This is a genomic window from Pristimantibacillus sp. Z349TD_6, from assembly GCF_056173205.1.
Genome location: NZ_CM149662.1, coordinates 7,399,350 through 7,419,521, shown reverse-complemented (window position 1 = coordinate 7,419,521; position 20,172 = coordinate 7,399,350). Strand labels below are relative to the sequence as shown.

The 20,172-nt window shown below is 46.2% G+C and carries 16 protein-coding genes; all 16 read left to right on the top strand.

Features of this window, described 5'->3' with window-relative positions; genetic code table 11:
- Window positions 1–4: 4 nt before the first annotated feature.
- The 16 genes from nuoI to AC0VYE_RS32055 all read left to right on the top strand — a co-directional run bounded on the left by nuoI (window position 5) and on the right by AC0VYE_RS32055 (window position 19,952).
- Window positions 5–454: an NADH-quinone oxidoreductase subunit NuoI gene (gene nuoI / locus AC0VYE_RS32130; RefSeq protein ID WP_054025448.1), complete on the top strand. Its 450-nt coding sequence runs from the start codon at window positions 5–7 to the stop codon at window positions 452–454.
- Complete coding sequence (locus AC0VYE_RS32125; protein WP_076266240.1) at window positions 455–970, top strand: NADH-quinone oxidoreductase subunit J; 516 nt, start codon at window positions 455–457, stop codon at window positions 968–970. It begins immediately after the preceding gene.
- A gap of 4 nt (window positions 971–974) precedes the next feature.
- Window positions 975–1,277, top strand: coding sequence for an NADH-quinone oxidoreductase subunit NuoK (gene nuoK, locus AC0VYE_RS32120; protein WP_475444854.1), 303 nt, complete (start codon window positions 975–977; stop codon window positions 1,275–1,277).
- A gap of 8 nt (window positions 1,278–1,285) precedes the next feature.
- The gene (gene nuoL, locus AC0VYE_RS32115) at window positions 1,286–3,157 is read left to right on the top strand and encodes an NADH-quinone oxidoreductase subunit L (RefSeq protein ID WP_475444853.1); all 1,872 of its coding nucleotides are present in this window, start codon (window positions 1,286–1,288) and stop codon (window positions 3,155–3,157) included.
- Window positions 3,154–4,785, top strand: a complete 1,632-nt coding sequence (locus tag AC0VYE_RS32110) for a complex I subunit 4 family protein (protein WP_475444851.1) — start codon at window positions 3,154–3,156, stop codon at window positions 4,783–4,785. Before nuoL ends, AC0VYE_RS32110 begins: the two co-directional genes overlap by 4 nt.
- A gap of 3 nt (window positions 4,786–4,788) precedes the next feature.
- A complete protein-coding gene (locus AC0VYE_RS32105; RefSeq protein WP_076266236.1) occupies window positions 4,789–6,342 on the top strand; it encodes an NADH-quinone oxidoreductase subunit N in 1,554 nt (517 codons plus the stop codon).
- A gap of 646 nt (window positions 6,343–6,988) precedes the next feature.
- A complete protein-coding gene (locus AC0VYE_RS32100; RefSeq protein ID WP_475444849.1) occupies window positions 6,989–10,342 on the top strand; it encodes a S8 family serine peptidase in 3,354 nt (1,117 codons plus the stop codon).
- A 104-nt stretch (window positions 10,343–10,446) separates the two neighbouring features.
- Window positions 10,447–10,713, top strand: a complete 267-nt coding sequence (locus AC0VYE_RS32095; protein ID WP_076266234.1) for a DUF1146 family protein — start codon at window positions 10,447–10,449, stop codon at window positions 10,711–10,713.
- Window positions 10,714–11,013: 300 nt separating this feature from the next.
- Window positions 11,014–12,450, top strand: a complete 1,437-nt coding sequence (gene murA / locus AC0VYE_RS32090; protein ID WP_475444846.1) for a UDP-N-acetylglucosamine 1-carboxyvinyltransferase — start codon at window positions 11,014–11,016, stop codon at window positions 12,448–12,450.
- A 173-nt stretch (window positions 12,451–12,623) separates the two neighbouring features.
- On the top strand, window positions 12,624–13,601 hold the full coding sequence (locus AC0VYE_RS32085) for a LacI family DNA-binding transcriptional regulator (RefSeq protein WP_475444844.1): 978 nt from the start codon (window positions 12,624–12,626) through the stop codon (window positions 13,599–13,601).
- A 191-nt stretch (window positions 13,602–13,792) separates the two neighbouring features.
- Window positions 13,793–15,100 (top strand): ABC transporter substrate-binding protein, encoded by a 1,308-nt coding sequence (locus AC0VYE_RS32080; RefSeq protein ID WP_475444842.1) that lies wholly within the window; start codon window positions 13,793–13,795, stop codon window positions 15,098–15,100.
- A gap of 106 nt (window positions 15,101–15,206) precedes the next feature.
- Window positions 15,207–16,091, top strand: a complete 885-nt coding sequence (locus AC0VYE_RS32075; RefSeq protein ID WP_475449797.1) for a carbohydrate ABC transporter permease — start codon at window positions 15,207–15,209, stop codon at window positions 16,089–16,091.
- Window positions 16,091–16,918, top strand: coding sequence for a carbohydrate ABC transporter permease (locus tag AC0VYE_RS32070; protein ID WP_441910255.1), 828 nt, complete (start codon window positions 16,091–16,093; stop codon window positions 16,916–16,918). The genes AC0VYE_RS32075 and AC0VYE_RS32070 overlap by 1 nt, the downstream gene beginning before the upstream one ends.
- 24 nt (window positions 16,919–16,942) lie before the next feature.
- Entirely contained in the window at window positions 16,943–18,400 is a 1,458-nt protein-coding gene (locus tag AC0VYE_RS32065) for a glycoside hydrolase family 32 protein (protein ID WP_475444839.1), read from the top strand.
- A gap of 11 nt (window positions 18,401–18,411) precedes the next feature.
- The gene (locus tag AC0VYE_RS32060; RefSeq protein ID WP_475449795.1) at window positions 18,412–19,362 is read left to right on the top strand and encodes a carbohydrate kinase family protein; all 951 of its coding nucleotides are present in this window, start codon (window positions 18,412–18,414) and stop codon (window positions 19,360–19,362) included.
- Between the two features lie 218 nt (window positions 19,363–19,580).
- The gene (locus AC0VYE_RS32055; RefSeq protein ID WP_475449793.1) at window positions 19,581–19,952 is read left to right on the top strand and encodes a DUF3846 domain-containing protein; all 372 of its coding nucleotides are present in this window, start codon (window positions 19,581–19,583) and stop codon (window positions 19,950–19,952) included.
- Window positions 19,953–20,172: the final 220 nt, after the last annotated feature.

Sequence of the window (20,172 nt, the reverse complement as noted above, 5' to 3'; positions counted from 1 at the left end):
GGAAATGAAAGGAATGCTGCAAGGACTGGGTGTAACGCTCAAATCAATGACGGCTCCAAAAGTGACCACCTCCTATCCTGATGTGCCCTTTGTCATGCCGGACCGCTTCCGTGGTATTCAGCACTTTATCCCGGATTTATGTATCGTTTGCAACCAATGCGCTCGCATTTGTCCAACCGACTGCATTACGCTGACCGGCAAACCGAACCCGGACCCTGATAAAAAGGGCAAGGTGATTGATACTTTTGATATTAATTTTGAAATATGCATCTTATGTGATCTGTGCACCGAGGTTTGTCCGACCGAAGCGATCGTGATGTCCAATCATTTCGAGCTGGCAACCTTCAGCCGCGATGATTTGTTCAAGGATGCAGAATGGCTGACAGACAATAATACACTTACTCGGCAGGACAATAACAATATCGGAGCGCCGGCCAAAGGGGGCGCAAAATAGTTGTTCAATATTGATTTTACAGGCGAATTTGTCGCTTTTTTTATCTTCTCAGCCATCATGATATGCGGCGCTGTCCTAATGATCAGCTTAGAGAAGGTCGTACATATGGTCATCTCTATGGCTGCTGTATTTCTAGGCTTAGCCGGAATGTTCGTGCTTCTGGAAGCTGAGTTTGTCGCATTTGTTCAGGTGCTTATCTATGCTGGAGCAGTCTCGATTCTGATGATATTCGGTATTATGATGACGAAACATCAGCCAGGCGAGCGTGAGCCGGTGAAGCCGCTCCATGAAACGCTTGCTGCCGTAGGCGCGCTCAGCTTGTTTGGCTTATTGTTTTATGCAATCCGTTCAACAACTTTTCCAGAGCCGCAGTCTTTTCAAGCTGGAGAAGACAATACGATGGCAATTGGCGAGCTCTTATACACAGGGTATGTGATACCGTTCGAGCTGCTTTCGGTGCTGCTGACGGTAGCATTTATTGGAGCAATCGTTCTTGCCAAAAAGGAGGAGGAATAATTACATGCTTCCTTCCTATTTAACGATGGCGGCTATTTTGTTTTGCATTGGGCTATATGGCGCATTAGTGAAAAGAAATGCAGTCGTCGTACTGCTCTCGCTTGAGCTAATGTTGAATGCGGTCAACTTGAATCTTATTGCCTTCTCCAAATATGGTGTTGTTCCGTCATTGACGGGGCAAATTTTTGCATTATTTACAATTACAGTCGCAGCGGCAGAAGCAGCGATTGGGGTAGCTATATTAATAGCATTGTTCAGAATGCGCGGGACAGTTAATGTCGATGAGTTTGACAAAATGAGGAGGTAGCGCGGCGTATGAATATGTACTCACAGACGGCTTGGTTAATTCCGCTGTTTCCGCTGGCAGCATTCCTCGTTTTGACGGCGCTCGGTCGCAGCTATCGACGAGCGGGCGTTATCATCGGTTCGCTTGGATCATTTGGCGCTTTCGTTCTATCTTTGCTTATTATGATTGATCGACTTGGTACCAATGAAGTGGATTATAATTATTCCTTTGATTGGATTGCTATCGGAGATTATACGTTGAAGATTGGTTTCGAGGTGACCAACCTGACAGCGCTTATGCTGGTGGTCGTGACACTCGTCAGCTTTCTCGTGAATGTATACTCGGCCGGTTATATGAAAAATGATGAGCGAATAACTGTGTTTTTTGGTTATGTTGCCTTGTTCACATTCTCTATGCTGGGACTTGTATTATCCGATAATTTATTATCGCTTTATATTTTCTGGGAACTAGTTGGCGTATGCTCGTTCTTGCTAATTGGCTTCTGGTTTACACTGCCTAAAGCGCGAGCGGCGGCCAAGAAGGCATTTATTGTGACAAGAATCGGCGATGTTGGCTTGTTGATTGCTATTATGCTCCTTTTCTGGTATATGCCGGATCATGCCCTTGATTTCACTACGATTCAAAGCGTATTTGATGGGCAATCGGGTGCGATTACGAACGGGATTACGACGTTGATTGCTTTGCTTATTTTTGTAGGCGCGATCGGCAAATCAGGCCAGTTTCCGCTTCATGTGTGGCTTCCTGATGCAATGGAGGGCCCGACACCGATCAGTGCACTGATTCATGCTGCTACTATGGTTGCGGCAGGGGTATTCCTTATTGCACGAACGTATGATATTTTTCAGGATTCTGCAGCTGCTATGGAGACCATCGCATATGTAGGCGGTTTTACAGCTATATTCGCTGCGACGATTGCACTCGTACAAAAGGATATTAAACGGATATTAGCCTATTCTACGGTCAGCCAGTTGGGTTATATGATGATGGCGCTTGGTCTGGGTTCCTTAACAGGCGGCATCTTCCACCTGTTCACGCACGCTTTCTTCAAAGCGCTGCTCTTCCTTGGTGCTGGCAGCATCATTCATGCGGTACATACACAGAACATTCATGAGATGGGCGGACTTGCCTCGAAAATGAAAGTGACGACATGGACGTTCGCGATCGGCGCTTTAGCGCTTGCTGGCATTCCGCCATTATCCGGCTTTTGGTCGAAAGATTTAATTCTGACGGTTGCTTGGGAGACGAATCCACTATTATTTATTGTAGGTTTGGCAGCCGCTTTCTGTACGGCGCTTTATATGTCTCGGTTGTTCTTCCTTGTATTTATGGGAAAACCAAACGAGGCCTCTTCTCATGCGAAAGAATCACCAGTTTCGATGACGCTGCCGATGATCGTGCTGGCTGCTCTCGCCATTGTAGTTGGGTTTATTGAGACGCCATGGAACGGCGCATTTGGCTCATGGATCACCGATGGGGGAGAGTCGCTGCATAAAAGCGGCATCGCCATTGTTGCATCCATTGCGGTTGGCCTTCTAGGTATCTATATTGGCTGGCTCATCTATGGAAAAAACAGTGTGAACAAAGATGTACTGCAAGAAAAAATGCCTAAGCTAGTCAAGCTGCTGGAAAATAGTTATTACATCGATGAGCTTTATGCCGTTATCATAGTGAAGCCGCTGAAGCTGATTGGCTCTGCGCTTATGGCGTTTGATTCTTATGTCATAGGCGGAATTGTGAGGTTGACAGGCACGGCTGTTACCTCGGCTGGAAGAATGGCTGCTCGTCTGCAGAACGGTCAAGTACAAACCTACGGTTTGGCAGCTGTTATCGGGTTCGTCATTCTTGTGGCTGCTATCGTTGGAAGGAGGTTCCTGCCATGAGCATCCTGAGTGACATTCCGATATTATCACTTATATTACTGGCACCGCTGCTTGGTATCATCGTTCTGCTGCTGCTTCCGAAGCAGCGCAGCAGCTGGATGAAAACCACGGTTGTCATAACCACATTGGTTCCTTTGTTGCTCTCCTTGTGGCTTTATGCTGATTATAATAAGCAGCAGGGCGGGGCGGCATATGACGAGCAATATAGCTGGGTGGAAGTGCCGCTAAATAAAGAGGTGCCATCGGGCGTATCTGAATTTAAGTTTACGTTTCAATATGAGCTCGGCATAGACGGCCTGTCGCTTCCGCTTCTGATTCTCGCAACGCTCGTATCTGCAATGGCTGCACTTGCAGCAGTTCATATCAAGAAAAGGTGGAAATCTTTTTTCATATGGTTTCTGCTGCTGGAGCTCGGAATGCTTGGCGTGTTTCTAGCTCGTGACTTATTTTTGTTTTTTGTATTTTTCGAGATTACGCTTGTTGCGATGTACTTCTTAATTGGAATTTGGGGTTACTTCAATCGCGAGCGTGCAGCCAATCAGTTTTTAATCTATAACGGAATTGGTTCAGCCATTATGCTGATTGCGTTCGTTATTCTTGTGAACACAGCAGGCTTCCGCGTGGATCAAGTAGGCGAACAAGTTAGCTTTATTTACAGCGGCAGCTACACAGACATTTTCCGCAACATGGCGGACGCATCTGCTTGGGTTAACCTGACTAATGAGCAGCTTGGTTCAATTAATCCATTCCAGTTGACGGATTCGATGCAATGGGTGCTGTTTATTATGCTGCTGGTTGCTTTCGGCATAAAGCTTCCGATATTTCCATTCCATACTTGGATGCTTAAGGTGCATACGGAAGCTCCGACCTCGATTGTTATGATTCACTCCGGGGTATTACTGAAAATGGGCGCTTACGGTTTACTGCGATTTGGGATTATGCTTTTCCCTGATCAAGCGCGACAATTTGCGACAGTACTGGCCGTGCTAGGCGTCATAAATATACTGTATGGAGCGCTGCTAGCCTTCAGGCAGCGTGAGTTTAAACTAGTGCTTGCTTATTCCTCCATCAGCCATATGGGTATCGTATTGCTCGGGATAGCTGCAATAAACGAGATTGGCTTGCAGGGAGCTGTATACCAGCTCGTATCGCACGGACTTATATCTGCCTTGTTATTTCTGATCGTTGGCAGCATCTATGAACGAACGGGAACGACTGAACTGCAAGAGCTCGGTGGGTTAGCGCGCTCAATGCCATTTATAAGCGGCGTACTGCTAACTGCGGGGCTCGCTTCACTCGGTTTGCCGGGCTTATCCGGTTTTATAGGGGAGTTTCTATCGCTGCTCGGCCTATTCGAGTCGCATCGCTGGTTGACTGCGGCTGCGGCGCTTGGCATTATTTTGACCGCTGTCTATATGCTTCGCGCTGTACTTAAGATTACATTTGGTCCACAGCGTGAGGCGTTTGGAGCATTTAAGGACGCAAGGCTAATTGAGGCGGCTCCCATGATTGTGCTGCTTGCATTCATTGTGCTTCTCGGCTGTTTTCCTTCCGTCCTTACGGATACTGTGCAGCATGGCATGGATAAGCTGTTCGGACAATTACTTGCATCAAGGGCGGGGGGATAAACCATGTACGAAGGCGTTTCATTTATACCACTGACATGGACGGATATGCTCTACCTTGCCCCTGAGCTTATGCTGGCCGCCATGTTTTTGTTTCTTGTTGTATTGGATTTGTTCTTGCCGAAGCGCGTGAACAGAAAATTTACAGGGTGGCTGACGTTAGCGGGCATTCTTGCATCGCTGCTGCTAGTCGTGCTCCGGATGTTGGATATGAATCAGGGCGGAGCATCTGCCGACTCTATCCATCTGCTAAGCAACAGCTACCGCATTGATGATTTCGCCAGCCTGCTGAAAATAGTATTTTTAACGGGTACTGCGCTTATCATTCTGCTCGCAATTGGATCGGATCGGGATGAAGAGGAGATAACAGACAAATCAGAGTATTTCTATTTGGTGCTTCCCGCGCTTATGGGCGCGATGATGATGGCTTCATCAGGAAACCTGGTTACGTTGTATATCGGATTAGAGCTTCTTAGTATTACAAGTTATGTATTGGTTGGCATTAGACGCAAATCAACTTTGTCTGCTGAAGCGGCATTCAAGTATGTCATTACGGGCGGGATTTCCTCGGCGATGGTGTTGTTCGGCATGTCGTACATTTACGGCATAACCGGATCAGTTGATTTGGGTGTAATTGGGGATGCTTTGCCGCGGGCGATGCAGGATTTCAAAGCGCTTGCTTATGTGGGCTTCCTATTTATGATTGCTGGATTCGGTATTAAGATTGCAGCGGCTCCGTTTCACGCATGGGCGCCTGATGTATATCAAGGGGCTCCAACGCCTGTATCGGCTTTTCTAGCGGTCATTGCCAAAGGTGCTGCGCTGGCTGCTATATTTAGGGTTATGTTTAGCACTAGCTTATTCAGCGCAGCGGGAGAAGCGGCAAAAATATCAAATGATCTCTTCCTGGTCCTGCTAGTGCTGGCTGCTGCAGCGATGCTCGTCGGAACGACAGCTGCGCTTAAACAAAGGAACGTGAAGCGATTGCTGGCCCTGTCAGGAGTAGCCAATGCGGGTTACATGCTGGTGCCTATCGGTATTTCAATAACGATGGTTCATAGCAGCAACTTCTCTGAATTTGTTTATTATTTGGTTGCGTACTTGTTTATGACGATAGGAGCGTTTGCTGTCTTTACGGTAGTTAGCCGCGCATCGGGGCATGAGGAGCTGAAAAGCTTCGCGGGCATGTACTACCGAGCGCCTTGGACGGCAGCGGCTATGGTGGTATTTATCTTGTCTTTATCGGGCTTGCCGATTTCCGGCGGATTTTTTGGGAAGCTGTTTATCTTGCTCGGAGCAGCGAATGCTAAAGCTTATTGGCTCGTAGCTGTTATCGTCGTGAGCAGCGTCATTTCTTACTATTTCTACTTTGGCATTGTTCGTCAAATGTTCATGCGCAGCGGAGAAGAAAATAATGAAGTGCGAATATCGGGAGCAACGGGAGTTGTGATCTGGCTGTGTGCAGCTGCAACGATTGCACTAGGTATTTTCCCAGGACCGTTAATGCAATGGATTGATGCCATATTCTCGATCAAGGGCGATTTAATGATAATGGGATAAGCAGATTGTAGTAGAGTGATATTAAACCTTTGTTCTCTAAAGGTGTGAAAATAATAGGTCGTTTAAGTAGATGAGGAACTGATGTCTATTTAAACGACCTATTTTTTTGTTTAATCGATGAAGGGGATTTTCGAGGCGGCACAGAGGAAATAGAAAGTAGTTTATAAGCTAAAAAGCAGCATGATAGTTAAAGTTACTGTTAAGGACACAGACTGCAGCAGAAGTTTTAGATATGATGATAGTAACGGCTGGATTATAGTCATTTCTTGCAAATAGCAAGAAGAGAGGAAGCTGTCTGACGCTGTTTTAATCAGGGATTATGAGCAGAAATATAGTTACAGTGTTTCAGCGGAGAATGTTGCGGGTAATGTGCAGCAGGGGGAGTATAGGTTCATCGTATAGTAGACATGAAGTACTATTCTATCTATGTGAACTTGTGTTGCCGCTCGTCTATATTTACCGGGAAATAATAGTTTGTGCCGAATACTGACGTTCCAAGCTATGGAGCGGGATAGTTGTAGGACTTTTGTCCTTTTTGTCTTACAGAAACAAGGGAATTGATACCTGTGAAGAGAAATTGTAGTGAAGGAATATCCAATTGAAAGTGGGAACAAACCATAACCCGTTTCATACGAAAAGGCAGAAAATGATGAGCACTCAAAAAGAACCAAAGCGATTACGAAAATCACAAATGATTAGTCAGAGCCCATCTGTTGATCGACAGGGCTCTGCGCTCAAAAAGCATAAAGCTCGCTTGTCTATGCAAGCAATCGCCATTGCCACGCTCGCCGCGCGCAAGCTCCTTCGTCGCGCGCTGCCCGCGCTGCTCATCGGGAGCATCACCCTCGGGGGCATAGCCCCCGCAGGGTTCGCTCCCGGAGCGGCGCCTACGGCGCTGGCCGCAGCATCCCCTGCGGCTGAGGGCGCCGAAGGCGCCGATGCAGAGCAGCCGCAAAGCTGGCTGCTCAAATGGCGCGACCCCGCGCTAGCGCATGAGCTGCGCGGGACAGAGGTGCTCCGCCGCCAGAATGAGGCGGCGGTCATGCTCGTACGTCCGGCCGCTGAAGGCGCGGACGTACAGGAATGGCTCGACCGGCTGCGAAGCCTGCCGGGCGTAGAGTACGTGCACCCGAACAATAGGGTGCATATGCTTGCTCTGCCTGCTGGCGAGTCGGAGGACGCAGCCTCGGCAGGCTCAGAGGCCGCGCGCAGCGATGCGCGGCCTACAGGCTCTTCACCATCCAATGTATCGCCCGCAAGCTCTGTATCTTTAGATGCATCAATCCCAGGAACTGCGTCTTCTGATTTGTCGCCTACAAGCTCTGTATCTTCAGATGCATCACTCCCTGGAGCTGCATCTACTGATGTGTCGACTAAAGATTCTTCACCATCCAATGTATCACCGGCAGCTTCTGTGCCTAACGAAGCATCACCCGCAGAGACTCCATCGACACCGCCAGCGGCGCCGCAGGAGTCTGAGGCTGCTTCCACAGCGAAGATTGCGGCTGCAGCTACAGCATTGAAAGCAAATGATCCTGAGTTGTCTAAGCAGCTTTATCTCAGCCAGATCGGCGCGCAAAAGGCGTGGGAAACCGTTCGCGAGCAGCAGCAGCTTACGATAGCGATCGTGGATACAGGTGTTGATTTGGAACATCCGGATTTGAAGCCTAATCTTGTTCCAGGCGCTAATCTAGTGAGCCCTGGTGAGTCGCCCGATGATGACAATGGGCACGGTACAAGTGTAGCGGGTGTTATCGCAGCTGTAGGAAATAACGGCATTGGCGTATCAGGCATACTGTGGAAAGCCAAAATCATGCCGATAAAAGCGCTGGATCACCGAGGTGACGGAACAGAGCAGGAGCTCGGCGAAGCCATATTGTATGCCGTTCGCAGCGGAGCAAGCATCGTTGTGCTGTCGGTTGGCCTTCATCGATATTCTCCGTACATGCTCGACATTGTACAATATGCAGAAAGCAAAAACGTACTGCTCGTAGCAGCGGCAGGTAATGACGGCGTCACCTTTGGAGAGAAAGCTGCGGTAAAATACCCGGCAGCTTATCCGACGGTACTCGCTGTCGGTGGCGTCAAGTCGAATAATACGGTCGATAGTCGATCGAATCGAGGCACTGAGCTTGACCTTGTCGCGCCTTGGAATGTATATACAACAGCCATTGGTGGACTCTATAAGAAAGAAGAAGGAACTTCAATGGCGGCTCCGCAAGCCGCAGCTGCTGCAGCGCTCATATGGGCTCGCTACAAGGACATGAAGCCTTACCAGATACGCGAGCTGCTGCGCCAAACAGCTAAGGATATTGGGCCGCCAGGTGCGGACAGCACGTCAGGCTACGGTGTGCTGCAGATCGACCAAGCGGTACGTTCAACCTTGAAGCCAGACGGCTTCGAACCGAATGACACCCAATCAACTGCTGCACGGTTTCCGCTGAACAGCCAAATTTCGGCTTTGCTGCAGGGCGTATCCGACCATGATTGGTACCAAATCGATGCGCCGTATGATGGCACGCTAACCATACAATACGAAGGGCTTGTTCCTAGCGGAAAGATTGTTCCGCCTGTTAGGCTCACCCATTACATGAATGGCGTGAAGCAAAGTACGAGCGATACGAAGCTTGCAAGCAGGTCCATTGATCTTGAGGTTAAAAAAGGGCGGCAGCTCATTCATCTGGAGCTCATCAATCAGAGCAGCAACGATGAATTGCCTTATCTGCTCACGTCTACTTTTACGATGAAGCCGGACGATTACGAGAAAAATGATAAATCGTTTGAAGCCTATACATTGCAGCCTCGTACGCAGTCGATTACGGGCAACTTTCATCAAACCGCCGATCGCGACTGGTTTACGGTAACCTTTACGCAGAGCGGGAAGCTAAGTCTTACGCTTAGTACGAATACGGCACGTATTGATCCTGGGCTTGCTATACAGAAGGCAGGCCAGCAATTAATGGTGTACGATGATGAGGGTGAAGGGGAGACTGAGCAGTCACCAGTCATAACTGTGACTCCTGGTAAATATTATATTCGTGTTCACAATGCGATCTCCTCAGAAGCTAGTCCGACCATAGGCACCTACATATTGAAGATGGATTATATGCCAAAATATGATGATCCGAATGAACCAAACGATAAATCGTACGAGGCGTTTATGATTAATCCAGGTACGGAGTACCTTGGTGTAATTAGCAGCTACTCCGACGTAGATTGGTTTCAAATCCGGGTTTCAAACGCCAGCATCATCAGCATGACGGTAAACGGTGTGCCGCTTGACGTTGATTTGAGCCTCTTGCTCTATGATAAACGGATGAAGCAGCTTACGGCATCCAAAACAAAAGCAAGCGGGAAGCTGCAAACCGAAGAAAAGCTGCTGCAGCCTGGTGTGTATTACGTGAAGCTGGAAGCAGATGCTCCTTTTGACAAGCAGTATTATCGCTTAAAGGTGAAATCAGAGGAGTTGGTTGCTGGATTCCGTGATATTAAAGGTCATTGGGCTCAAAATGAAATCGTCGCATTAAACAAAAAAGGCATTATTAACGGAACAGGTCAAAATCGATTTGAGCCTAGACGCTCCATAACGCGAGCCGAGGCCGTTTCAATGGTTGTGAAGGCATATAAGCCAGCATCATCAAGTCGCGTGCAAGGGAAACGATTCAAAGACGTCCCATCAAAACATTGGGCTAATGATGCGATTACGAGGGCTGTAGAGCAAGGCTGGGTAAAAGGATTCCCGAATGGCGAGTTCAAGCCGGATCAGCCGATTACAAGGGCGGAAATGGCAATGATTATCGGTTCTGCGGAAGGTGTACGGCCTAAGCTGCCTGTCATTGATCCGTTCGCCGATGTACCAAAGTCTCATTGGTCAGCACCCATGCTGTATGCTATGAAGTTGAACAAACAAATTGAAGGAATAGAAGCAAATCTGTTCAAACCAAGCCTGCAGGCTAGCCGTGCAGACTACACGGTGCTGCTCCACCGATTTATCGCCTAATATTTTCATCAAACAAAATGGCTTCCAGTTACGTTAATAATATGAAGCAAGATAAATGCTGCTTGAGTTTGAAGCTTAAAACATGAAAAAGCTCAGGAGGCATCATGGACGTAAATTACGGTCTTATAAATGGTTTGCAAAACTACACCGGAATGACCGGGTTGTTTTCTATAATCATTGTTATTCTCAGCATTATTCTGGTGTGGTTTGTACTGCAAGAGGTGAAGTGGGAAGCTTTTTTTCGTTTTCCAAAGAGTCCAAAGGCCCGTTTGTTTCAAGTATTTGTTGCTATTATAATGGGTCATTTGTTAGCAAAATTCATCTTGGAATATTGGGGCTACACCGTTCTTCTCAAATCGTTTGTCGAATAACAAAAGCGAAACATGTCAACAATGGGTAATACATGACGGTCTCAAAAAGCTGATGGCTTGCGAATAGGTATAAATCAGGACCCGTAATCGAACCGGAAACGTAGTTTTTTCTTGAAAAAGAGACGTTTTTGGAGAAAAAAGTCATAAAATGCGCTGGGAATGACATGTAAAAAATGGTAATAATATAACGCTTGTCGATTGGTGTAATTGAGTGATAAGATGAAGGTTGGGTAAAGTGAGATAAACCTTTTTTTTCACAAATAGGAAATAGAAAATGCAGTTCGCGGAGGGAACCAAAAGATGACCAAAATTATCGTCCGCGGAGGCCAGCGTTTGAAGGGAACGGTCCGTGTTAGCGGAGCAAAAAATGCAGTACTCCCCATTTTAGCGGCCTCATTATTGGCGACAGAAGGAGACAGCGTCATCTATGACGTACCCCTCCTCGACGACGTTATGACGATTCAGAAGGTGCTTGCCTCTTTAGGCGCACAATTATCCTATAATAATGAAACGATGCGCATTACAGCGCAGACCATTACGACTTATGAAGCTCCTTATGAGCTTATTCGAAAAATGCGGGCATCCTTCTTAGTTATGGGTCCTCTTCTTGGTCGGATAGGCAAGGTGAGAATTTCATTGCCTGGTGGCTGTGCGATCGGCACTCGTCCGATTGATCAGCATTTGAAGGGCTTTGAAGCGATGGGCGCTGAAATTACGCTTGGGCAGGGCTTTATCGAAGCCAGCACAAAGACGCGTCTTAAGGGTGCGAAAATTTACCTAGACGTAGCCAGCGTAGGCGCAACGGAAAATATTATGATGGCAGCTGCTTTAGCAGATGGCACAACGATTCTTGAGAATGCAGCCAAAGAACCGGAAATCGTGGATTTGGCCAACTATATCAATGCTATGGGCGGCAAAGTTCGTGGCGCTGGTACAGGAGTTATTCGTATTGAAGGCGTGGACCGGATGTATGGCGCAGCTCATAATGTGATTCCTGACCGTGTTGAAGCAGGCACGTACATGATTGCGGCCGCTATTACAGGCGGTGACGTATTCGTTGAAGGTGCAATTTCTGATCATTTGACGCCGGTAATCTCTAAGCTGCAGGAAATGGGCGTAGAAATTACGGAGAGCGATAACGGAATTCGTGTACAATCGAGCAAGCAATTGAAATCGGTTGATGTGAAAACATTGCCGCATCCAGGTTTCCCGACAGATATGCAATCTCAAATGATGGCTCTTCTTCTCGTATCTGAGGGAACAAGCGTTGTGACGGAAACGGTTTTCGAAAATCGTTTTATGCATGTCGAGGAATTCCAGAAAATGAACGCTCAAATTAAAGTCGATGGACGTACAGCTATCGTTAATGGCGGTATGCCGTTAACGGGTGCAAAGGTATGCGCTACCGATTTAAGAGCAGGAGCAGCACTTATTTGTGCGGCTTTGCGCGCGGAAGGCGAGACTGAAGTAACAGGATTGCATCATGTGGATCGTGGTTATGTCAACATTACAGGCAAGCTTGCAGCTCTTGGGGCTGATATTCATCGTATTGAGCTGATTAGCGAGGAAGACACGGCGACAAGCAAGCCATCCGTTTCGGTCCAAGTTACATCGGCAGTGCGTGATTCGGCTGCTGTAGTGGCGATCTCTTCAACGTCTTCTGATGTGGATACAGCTGCTTCCTTTAAGCGTGAGAAAGAGGTTGCGGTTCTCAAAGTTCAGCCGACGTGGGCTTAATTTTCCGTTAAGAACAAGATAAAGAAGCTGTTTCAAATAAGTCGCAAAGGGCTTATCTGAAACAGCTTCTTTTTGTTTGGACAATCTATACTTTTGAAATATTTATTAAGTATAATAAGGCTAACCATTTAGCTATAATGGTTACTACTACTGCAATAAGCAAAGGGGCGGCCATGGCAACGATACACGATGTGGCAAAAATAGCGAACGTATCCGTGACGACGGTTTCCCGCGTTTTAAACAATCGGGGTTATATTAGTGAAGCAACGAGAACGAAGGTTTATCAAACGATGGAGCAATTAAATTACCAGCCTAACGAGATTGCCCGCTCTTTACTAAGAAAACAATCTAACGTCATTGGTCTTATTATACCTAGTGTAGCTCATCCTTTTTTTAGCGAGCTCGCGAATCACATAGAAAACTATGCTTATGAGCTCGGGTTCAAAATGCTGCTTTGCAATTCCCAGCTTGACCCGCAGAAAGAAAAGGATTATATCGAAATGCTGAAGCGCAATCGTGTGGATGGCATTATTATGGGAAGCCATACGCTTCAGGTGGATGAGTACAAACATTTGAACTCGCCAATTGTTACGATTGATCGTCAGATCAGCAGTGAGATTCCGTATATCTCTTCCGATAATTATGCAGGCGGGAGCCTTGCGGCACAATTGCTGGTTGGTGAGGGCTGCAAAAAAATTGCGCATATATGCGGTAATTTGGAGCTTCATTTGCTCGCGAATCAGCGTACAGAAGCGTTTCAAGCCGTGATGAAGGAGAAGGGGATCGAGCATGTCATCATTCAGACGGATATGAATGTGTTTGATCAACTCCAGTACGAGCAAATTATACATCAGCTGTTTCAGGATCATCCCGATCTGGATGGCATTTTCGCAACGAGTGATATTATTGCTGCTTTTGCAGTTAAGGAGTGTGTGATCGCCGGCAAACGAATCCCGGAGGATGTGAAAATTATCGGTTACGACGATATTAGCGCAGCCAGATGGCTCACGCCGGAGCTGACAACGGTGAAACAGCCGATTGCAGAAATTGGGAAAATGGCGATTGATCTGATTATGAAGCAGATGAACGAGGAAGCTTTCGAATTCGAAAATATTTTACCGGTTGAGCTGATTAAACGAGCTTCTACATAGATTAAAAAAATGTGAAAAACCCAAGCACAGCAAGGGTTTTTTATTTTTTTAAAAGTTATGTCAATCGTTTAACATGTCAAACGATTGACATACTCTTAATCACAATTATATAATACGTTTTGTAAGCGGTTTACACGATCGGTAAATCGTCTTTCAAACTTTTTCAATCTCATAAAATCGGGGGCAATCAAATGAAATCATTGAAATGGATGCAAGCGATAGCATTATCGCTAATGGTAGTTATGGTTGTAACGGCATGTGGCAATTCGAATAACGCGGGATCGTCTAATGGAGGTTCTGCAGTAAAGATATCGTTGCTTAACTCGAAGGGCGAGATTCAAGCCCAGCTCGAAGAGGCTGCGAAAGTATTTAAAGAGGATAATCCTAACATTATGCTTGAAATTATACCGGTACCGGCTGGACAGTCACCTTTTGAGAAAGCGTCTGCACTTTATGCATCAGGAAACCCGGCTACCATTACGATGCTCGATACAGGAGATGTTGAGAAATTCAAGGATCGTGTTCTTGATCTTAGCGGTGAGAAGTGGATGGCGGATGCCGTTGACCGCAGCACGGCGCTAACGACATTTGATGGTAAAAACTACGCTTTCCCGCTTGCAGTTGAAGGTTATGGTTTTATTTATAACAAAGCGGTAGTAGATCAAGCGGTAGGCGGAACATTTGATCCAGCAACGATCAACACAACAAGCGCACTTGAAGAGCTGTTCAAGAAAATCGAAGCTTCAGGTAAAGCTCCGCTTATTATCTCACCGATGGATTGGTCGCTGGGAGCACACTATTTGCCGCTGGCTTACGCGGGTCAATCTGCTGATACGGCTGCAGTTGCAAAGTTCATAGACGATTTGAAGGCTGGAACAATCGATTTAGCTAGCAATACGGTTTTCAATGGACTAATGGATACGTTTGACATCATGACAAAATACAATATCGACAAAGCCTCCCCATTGTCTGGAACTTATGAGCGCGGTCCAGAGGTGCTCGGTAAAGGCGAGGTGGGCATCTGGTTCCAAGGGAACTGGGCTTGGCCGCAAATTAGCAGCTTTGATACGGCAAGCGGACAATACGGCTTTTTACCTGTCCCTATAAGCAACAATCCAGATGATTTTGGCAATACACAAGTGTCTTCTGCGGTTTCGAAGCGTTTGGTCATCGACAAGGAAAAAAATACGGCGGAGCAGCAGGCTGCTGCAAAAACGTTTTTGGAGTGGATGGTATACAGCGAGAAGGGTCAAGACTTCCTCGTGAACAAAGCGAATATTATTCCGGCGTTCAAGAACATTACGCTTGAAGCCAAAGATCCGCTTGCAAAGTCCATATCTGAACATATCGCAAACGGCAAAACAGAGGATTCCATCAGCACGCTGCCAGCTGACCACTGGGCTAAGCTTGGCGCATCGATGCAGAAATATTTAGCTGGTGCTTCGGATCGTGCGGAGTTGACGAAAGATATTGTGGAGTATTGGAAGACGGTTAAATAATCCTTAATAGCTTATAGAAGGCTTACCCCGCCAAACGACGGGGTAAGCTGTTTACTCTTTATCGTATTTTGACTTACAAAACCATGCTTGAATGTGAGGGATCATGATGATAACGGAAAAAGGGCTGTGGAATCGATTGCGATTGCGGCTGCTGTTTACCGGACCGACTTTGTTTGCTTTTCTTGCTGTAATGATTATTCCATTCTTGTATGGGATTTATTTGACCTTTACGAATTGGGATGGCATATCGACGACAAGCAGTTTGGTTGGATTTGAGAATTACGCAGCGGTATTCAAGGATGCTGTTTTTTGGAAATCATTTTTGCTTACGTTAAAATATGTTTTTATTTCAGTTGCTCTTATTAACGTAGTTGCGTTTTTGCTAGCCTACGTATTAACGAGAGGATTAAAGGGGCAAAGTATTTTTAGAGCAGGCTTCTTTATTCCCAACTTGGTAGGCGGCATTGTACTCGGCTTTGTATGGCAATTTATTTTCTCGAATGTACTCGTGTATCTAGGCAAAGAATGGGGTATTCCGTTATTCAGCTCCTCCTGGCTGGCTGACCCGGACAAAGCCTTCTGGTCGATGATTATCGTCACGGTATGGCAATATGCCGGTTATATGATGGTTATTTATGTAGCTGGGCTTATGAATGTGCCTAAGGATATTTTGGAGGCAGCAAGTATTGATGGTGCGAGCCTATGGACGAAAATGCGCAAAATGATTTTGCCGCTGATGGTTCCATCGTTTATCGTCTGTGTTTTCCTATCACTGCAAAGATGCTTTATGGTTTATGACCTGAACGTTTCACTCACAAAAGGCGGACCTTTCAAAAGTACGGAAATGGTATCGATGCATGTTTACGAGAAGGCATTTCTATCGCGGGATTATGGCGTAGGCCAAGCAGAAGCATTTGTCCTGTTCCTGCTGGTGGCGACGATTACCATAGCACAGGTTTATTTTAGCAAGAAGCTGGAGGTTGAGGCGTGATGGAGAAAAAGAACCAGTGGCTCGCATGGACGAAGTTCATCGCCCTCTTCGTTATTTTAGTTCTGTTCGTCGTTCCTTTCTTTATGCTGCTCATCAACTCATTTAAGGAAAACAAGGCAATCACATCAAGTCCGCTTTCCTTGCCGGATAGCCTAAGCTTCACGAACTACACAAATGCATTTGAAAAAATGAATTTCATATCGGCATTTATGAACTCTGTAGTCATAACTGTGCTTAGCGTGGTGCTTATCTCTATTTTAGCTGCAATGACGGCTCATTATTTTGTGCGAAACCAAACGAAGACGAACCAATACATGTTTTTCCTAATGGTTGCGGCCATGATCATACCTTTCCAAGCCATTATGATCCCTCTCGTCAAAATATACGGAACCATTGGTCTTCTTAATAGCAAATGGGCCCTTATTTATATGTATGTTGGATTTGGCAGTCCGCTGGCCGTATTTATTTATCATGGGTTTGTAAAAAGCATACCAGCCGAGCTGGAAGAAGCGGCGCTTATCGATGGCTGCACGCGGACGCAAACTTTCTTCCGTATCGTATTTCCGGTGCTTGCTCCAACGACGGTTACGATTGCCATTTTGAATGTATTATGGATTTGGAATGACTTTTTATTGCCTTCCCTCGTGCTGATTTCGCCGGATGAGCGGACACTGCCATTGTCTACTTTCTATTTCTTCGGTACGTATTCGGTTGATTATGGACCGTTAATGGCAGGGCTTATGCTGACCATATTGCCTGTGCTTGTTGTCTACTTGTTTGCGCAGAAATATATTATCCAAGGGGTCATGCAAGGCTCAATTAAATAATAAGTAAGGGTTGGATGCTTTATTTTGTATACAAGAGAAAATGCCGACACATTTATTTCAGAACGCAAGTATTTGTTGAAAGAGGAATACCGCCTTGCTTATCATTTAATGAGCGAGTTTGGGTGGATGAATGATCCGAATGGTTTTGTTTATTATAACGGTGAATACCATATGTTCTATCAGCATTATCCATATCAGCCCGTATGGGGGCCTATGCACTGGGGACATGCGGTTAGCCATGATCTCATCAAGTGGAAGTACCTCCCAGTTGCGCTTGCGCCCGATCAGGACTATGACCGTGACGGCTGCTTCTCTGGCAGTGCTGTTGAACGCGATGGCAAGTTGTATTTGATGTATACGGGACATTTGATAACGGGGCCTAATAGAGAGCTTGATTATAGTCAAAATCAAAATATCGCTGTTTCCGACGATGGTATCCATTTTGAGAAGCTGGCTAGCAATCCTGTCATTGGTTCAGACCAAATACCGTCAGGATTCAGCCAGAAGGATTTCCGAGATCCGAAGGTATTCGAGCGTGACGGTATTTATTATGCAGTTTTAGGGTCAAATGATGGACAGGGCCGCGGACTTATTTTGCTATATCGTTCAACGGACCTTGTGAGTTGGAGTTTTAGCGGGGAAATCGCGCGCAGTGATGGGAAGCTTGGCGACAACTGGGAGTGTCCTGATCTGTTTGAGCTCGGAGGACGCGATGTGCTGGTAATGTCGCCGCAGCGTATGCCAGCGCAAGGAGATGACTATTGTAATCTACATTCCACTACCTATATGATTGGACGCTTGGATATTAAGCAAAGCAGCTTTCAGTATGATCGGTATGAGCCGGTTGACTGCGGCTTTGATTTTTATGCTCCGCAAACAACAGTTGATGAAAAAGGCAGACGCATTATCATCGGCTGGATGGAGGCATGGGAACAAGAAATTCCGACGCAGCTTGGGCATTACTGGGCCGGCGCTATGACTTTGCCGCGCGAAGTTATTTTGCAGGGTGAGTCGTTATTGTTCAAGCCGCTTGAGGAAATGAAAAATTACCGGAAAAATGCTTATGAGGCAAGCGATATTAACTTATCAGATGTTGTTAAAGATCTGGGAGTTAGCGGAGATTGTTATGAGCTAGAGGTCGTATTTCAGGCAGATCAAGCCAAGGAATTTGGTTTGAAGCTGAGGGTGCACAGCGAGGAAGAAACCGTATTGTCTTATCAGCAAGCAGAAGGCAAATTCCGTTTTAATCGCGATAAGTCAGGAATTGGTCTTGGCGGTGAGCGCAGGACGAGTGTTGAACTAAAGGATGGTTTGCTGGCTTTGAGCATCTTCGTTGATAAATCCTCCGTCGAGGTGTTCATTCAAGGCGGCGAGAAGGTGATGACAGGCCGTATTTACCCAGGTACTGAATCTCTCGGCATATTCGCCTACGCAGAAGGTGCTTGTACTATGGTATCCTTTAAAAAATGGGACATCAGCTAGGGGGGCTTAATCTGTCTAAACTATATACGATTGGTGAAGCGTTAATTGATTTTATTCCGGATACTCGCGGCATTGAGCTCAAAGATGTCATTGGTTTCACGAAGGAAGCAGGCGGCGCTCCAGCTAATGTTGCTTGTGCGGTTGCGAAGCTAGGCGGCAGCAGTGCCTTCATAGGTAAGCTGGGTAAAGATGCTTTCGGTGACTTTCTCTTGGAAACGATGAAAGCGTCAGGTGTTGATACTCAGCATGTGCTCCAAACGAATGAAGCAAATACTGCTCTTGCGTTTGTAAGTTTAAAAGCCGACGGGGATCGCGATTTTTCATTCTACCGAAATCCAAGTGCCGATATGCTGCTTTCAGAGGATGAGATTAACGAAGAGTGGTTCGCTAAAGGAGATATTTTGCACTATTGCTCAGTAGATCTTATTGAAGCTCCTGTGAAATATGCGCATCTCAAAGCGATTGCTGGGATGAAAGCAGCAGGAGGACTCATCAGCTTTGATCCTAACGTGCGCCTGCCGCTATGGGCAGATCACGAGCAGTGCAGACAAACGATACTGCAATTCATTCCTTTGAGCCATCTTGTCAAAATAAGCTCGGATGAGCTTGCTTTTGTGACGGGAATTGAAGACGAGAAAGAGGCTATTGCTTCTTTGTTTGTCGGAGACGTTCAAGCTGTTGTATACACAAAGGGAGCGGATGGTGCGGTGTGGTATACGTCTTCCTACGAAGTATCTACTCCTGGCCAGAAAGTAGCCGTTGTGGATACGACTGGGGCTGGCGATGCTTTTATCGGAGCGCTGCTGTACCAGATGCAGAGAAGTGAAGAGGCGTTAAGCGAAATGAATGCCGATACGGCCAAACGTTTGGTTTCGTTTGCGAACGCCGCCGCTGCTCTTACGACAACAAGAGCAGGCGCGATTTCGTCGCTGCCTGTTTTGCAGGAGCTTCCTCCTTTGTAATCAACGCTGTATCTGTTTTGAGAGTATGTTTTTTCTCGCCAATTCGGGAGAATGAAACATACTCTTTTTTTGAATGGATGACTGAATGGCTATAACTCCTCGCAAACGTTGATAAATGTGCATTCAAGTGAAAGTTTGTAATTGGGTAAGCACTTGTCATAGAATGAATTAAAATAATGGTTTTGGCAGAACGAAGGGTGTGTTGTCCATTGGCTACGATGAAAGTCATTGTTGCAGAAATCGAAAAAGAATTAGAAGTTAAAGAAATAGAGATAAAGGGAAACATCTATGACGCCTTAGATGAAATAGCTGAAGGCAACGTAGAATCTATCACGATATGGAATGACGTTGTTTTATGGTTTAACATGGATTTGCAGTCCGATGGATCGGCATTCAATTTCCATCTGACCGAGAAATCGCGAATCACAAACCAAGATGAATACGAGCCTAAAGTATCAGTTATTGGAAATGCTATTTTCACTGGAACGGATGAAGATGGCGAGCCCGTTGGATTGACGGAGGACGAAATTAAGGCTGTCATGAGTAACTTCATTGACCGCAAAACATACCACCAATTCACTAGAATATAAAGAATGAGGGCGGAGAGGGATCTCCGCTCTTTTTTAGTCCGTTTATATCGTTATTCAGTAGGAACCCTGTTATTACTGAACTTTTGCCGCCTTACGTAATCTTTTACATCATACTCCTGCTCCCATATGAACACTAGATGGGGGCTTTTTGTCGTCAAGCTTGTTCATCTTCCGTTCATTTTTGAATGCTATAGTCGATCTCACTAAGACCAATGGAAGG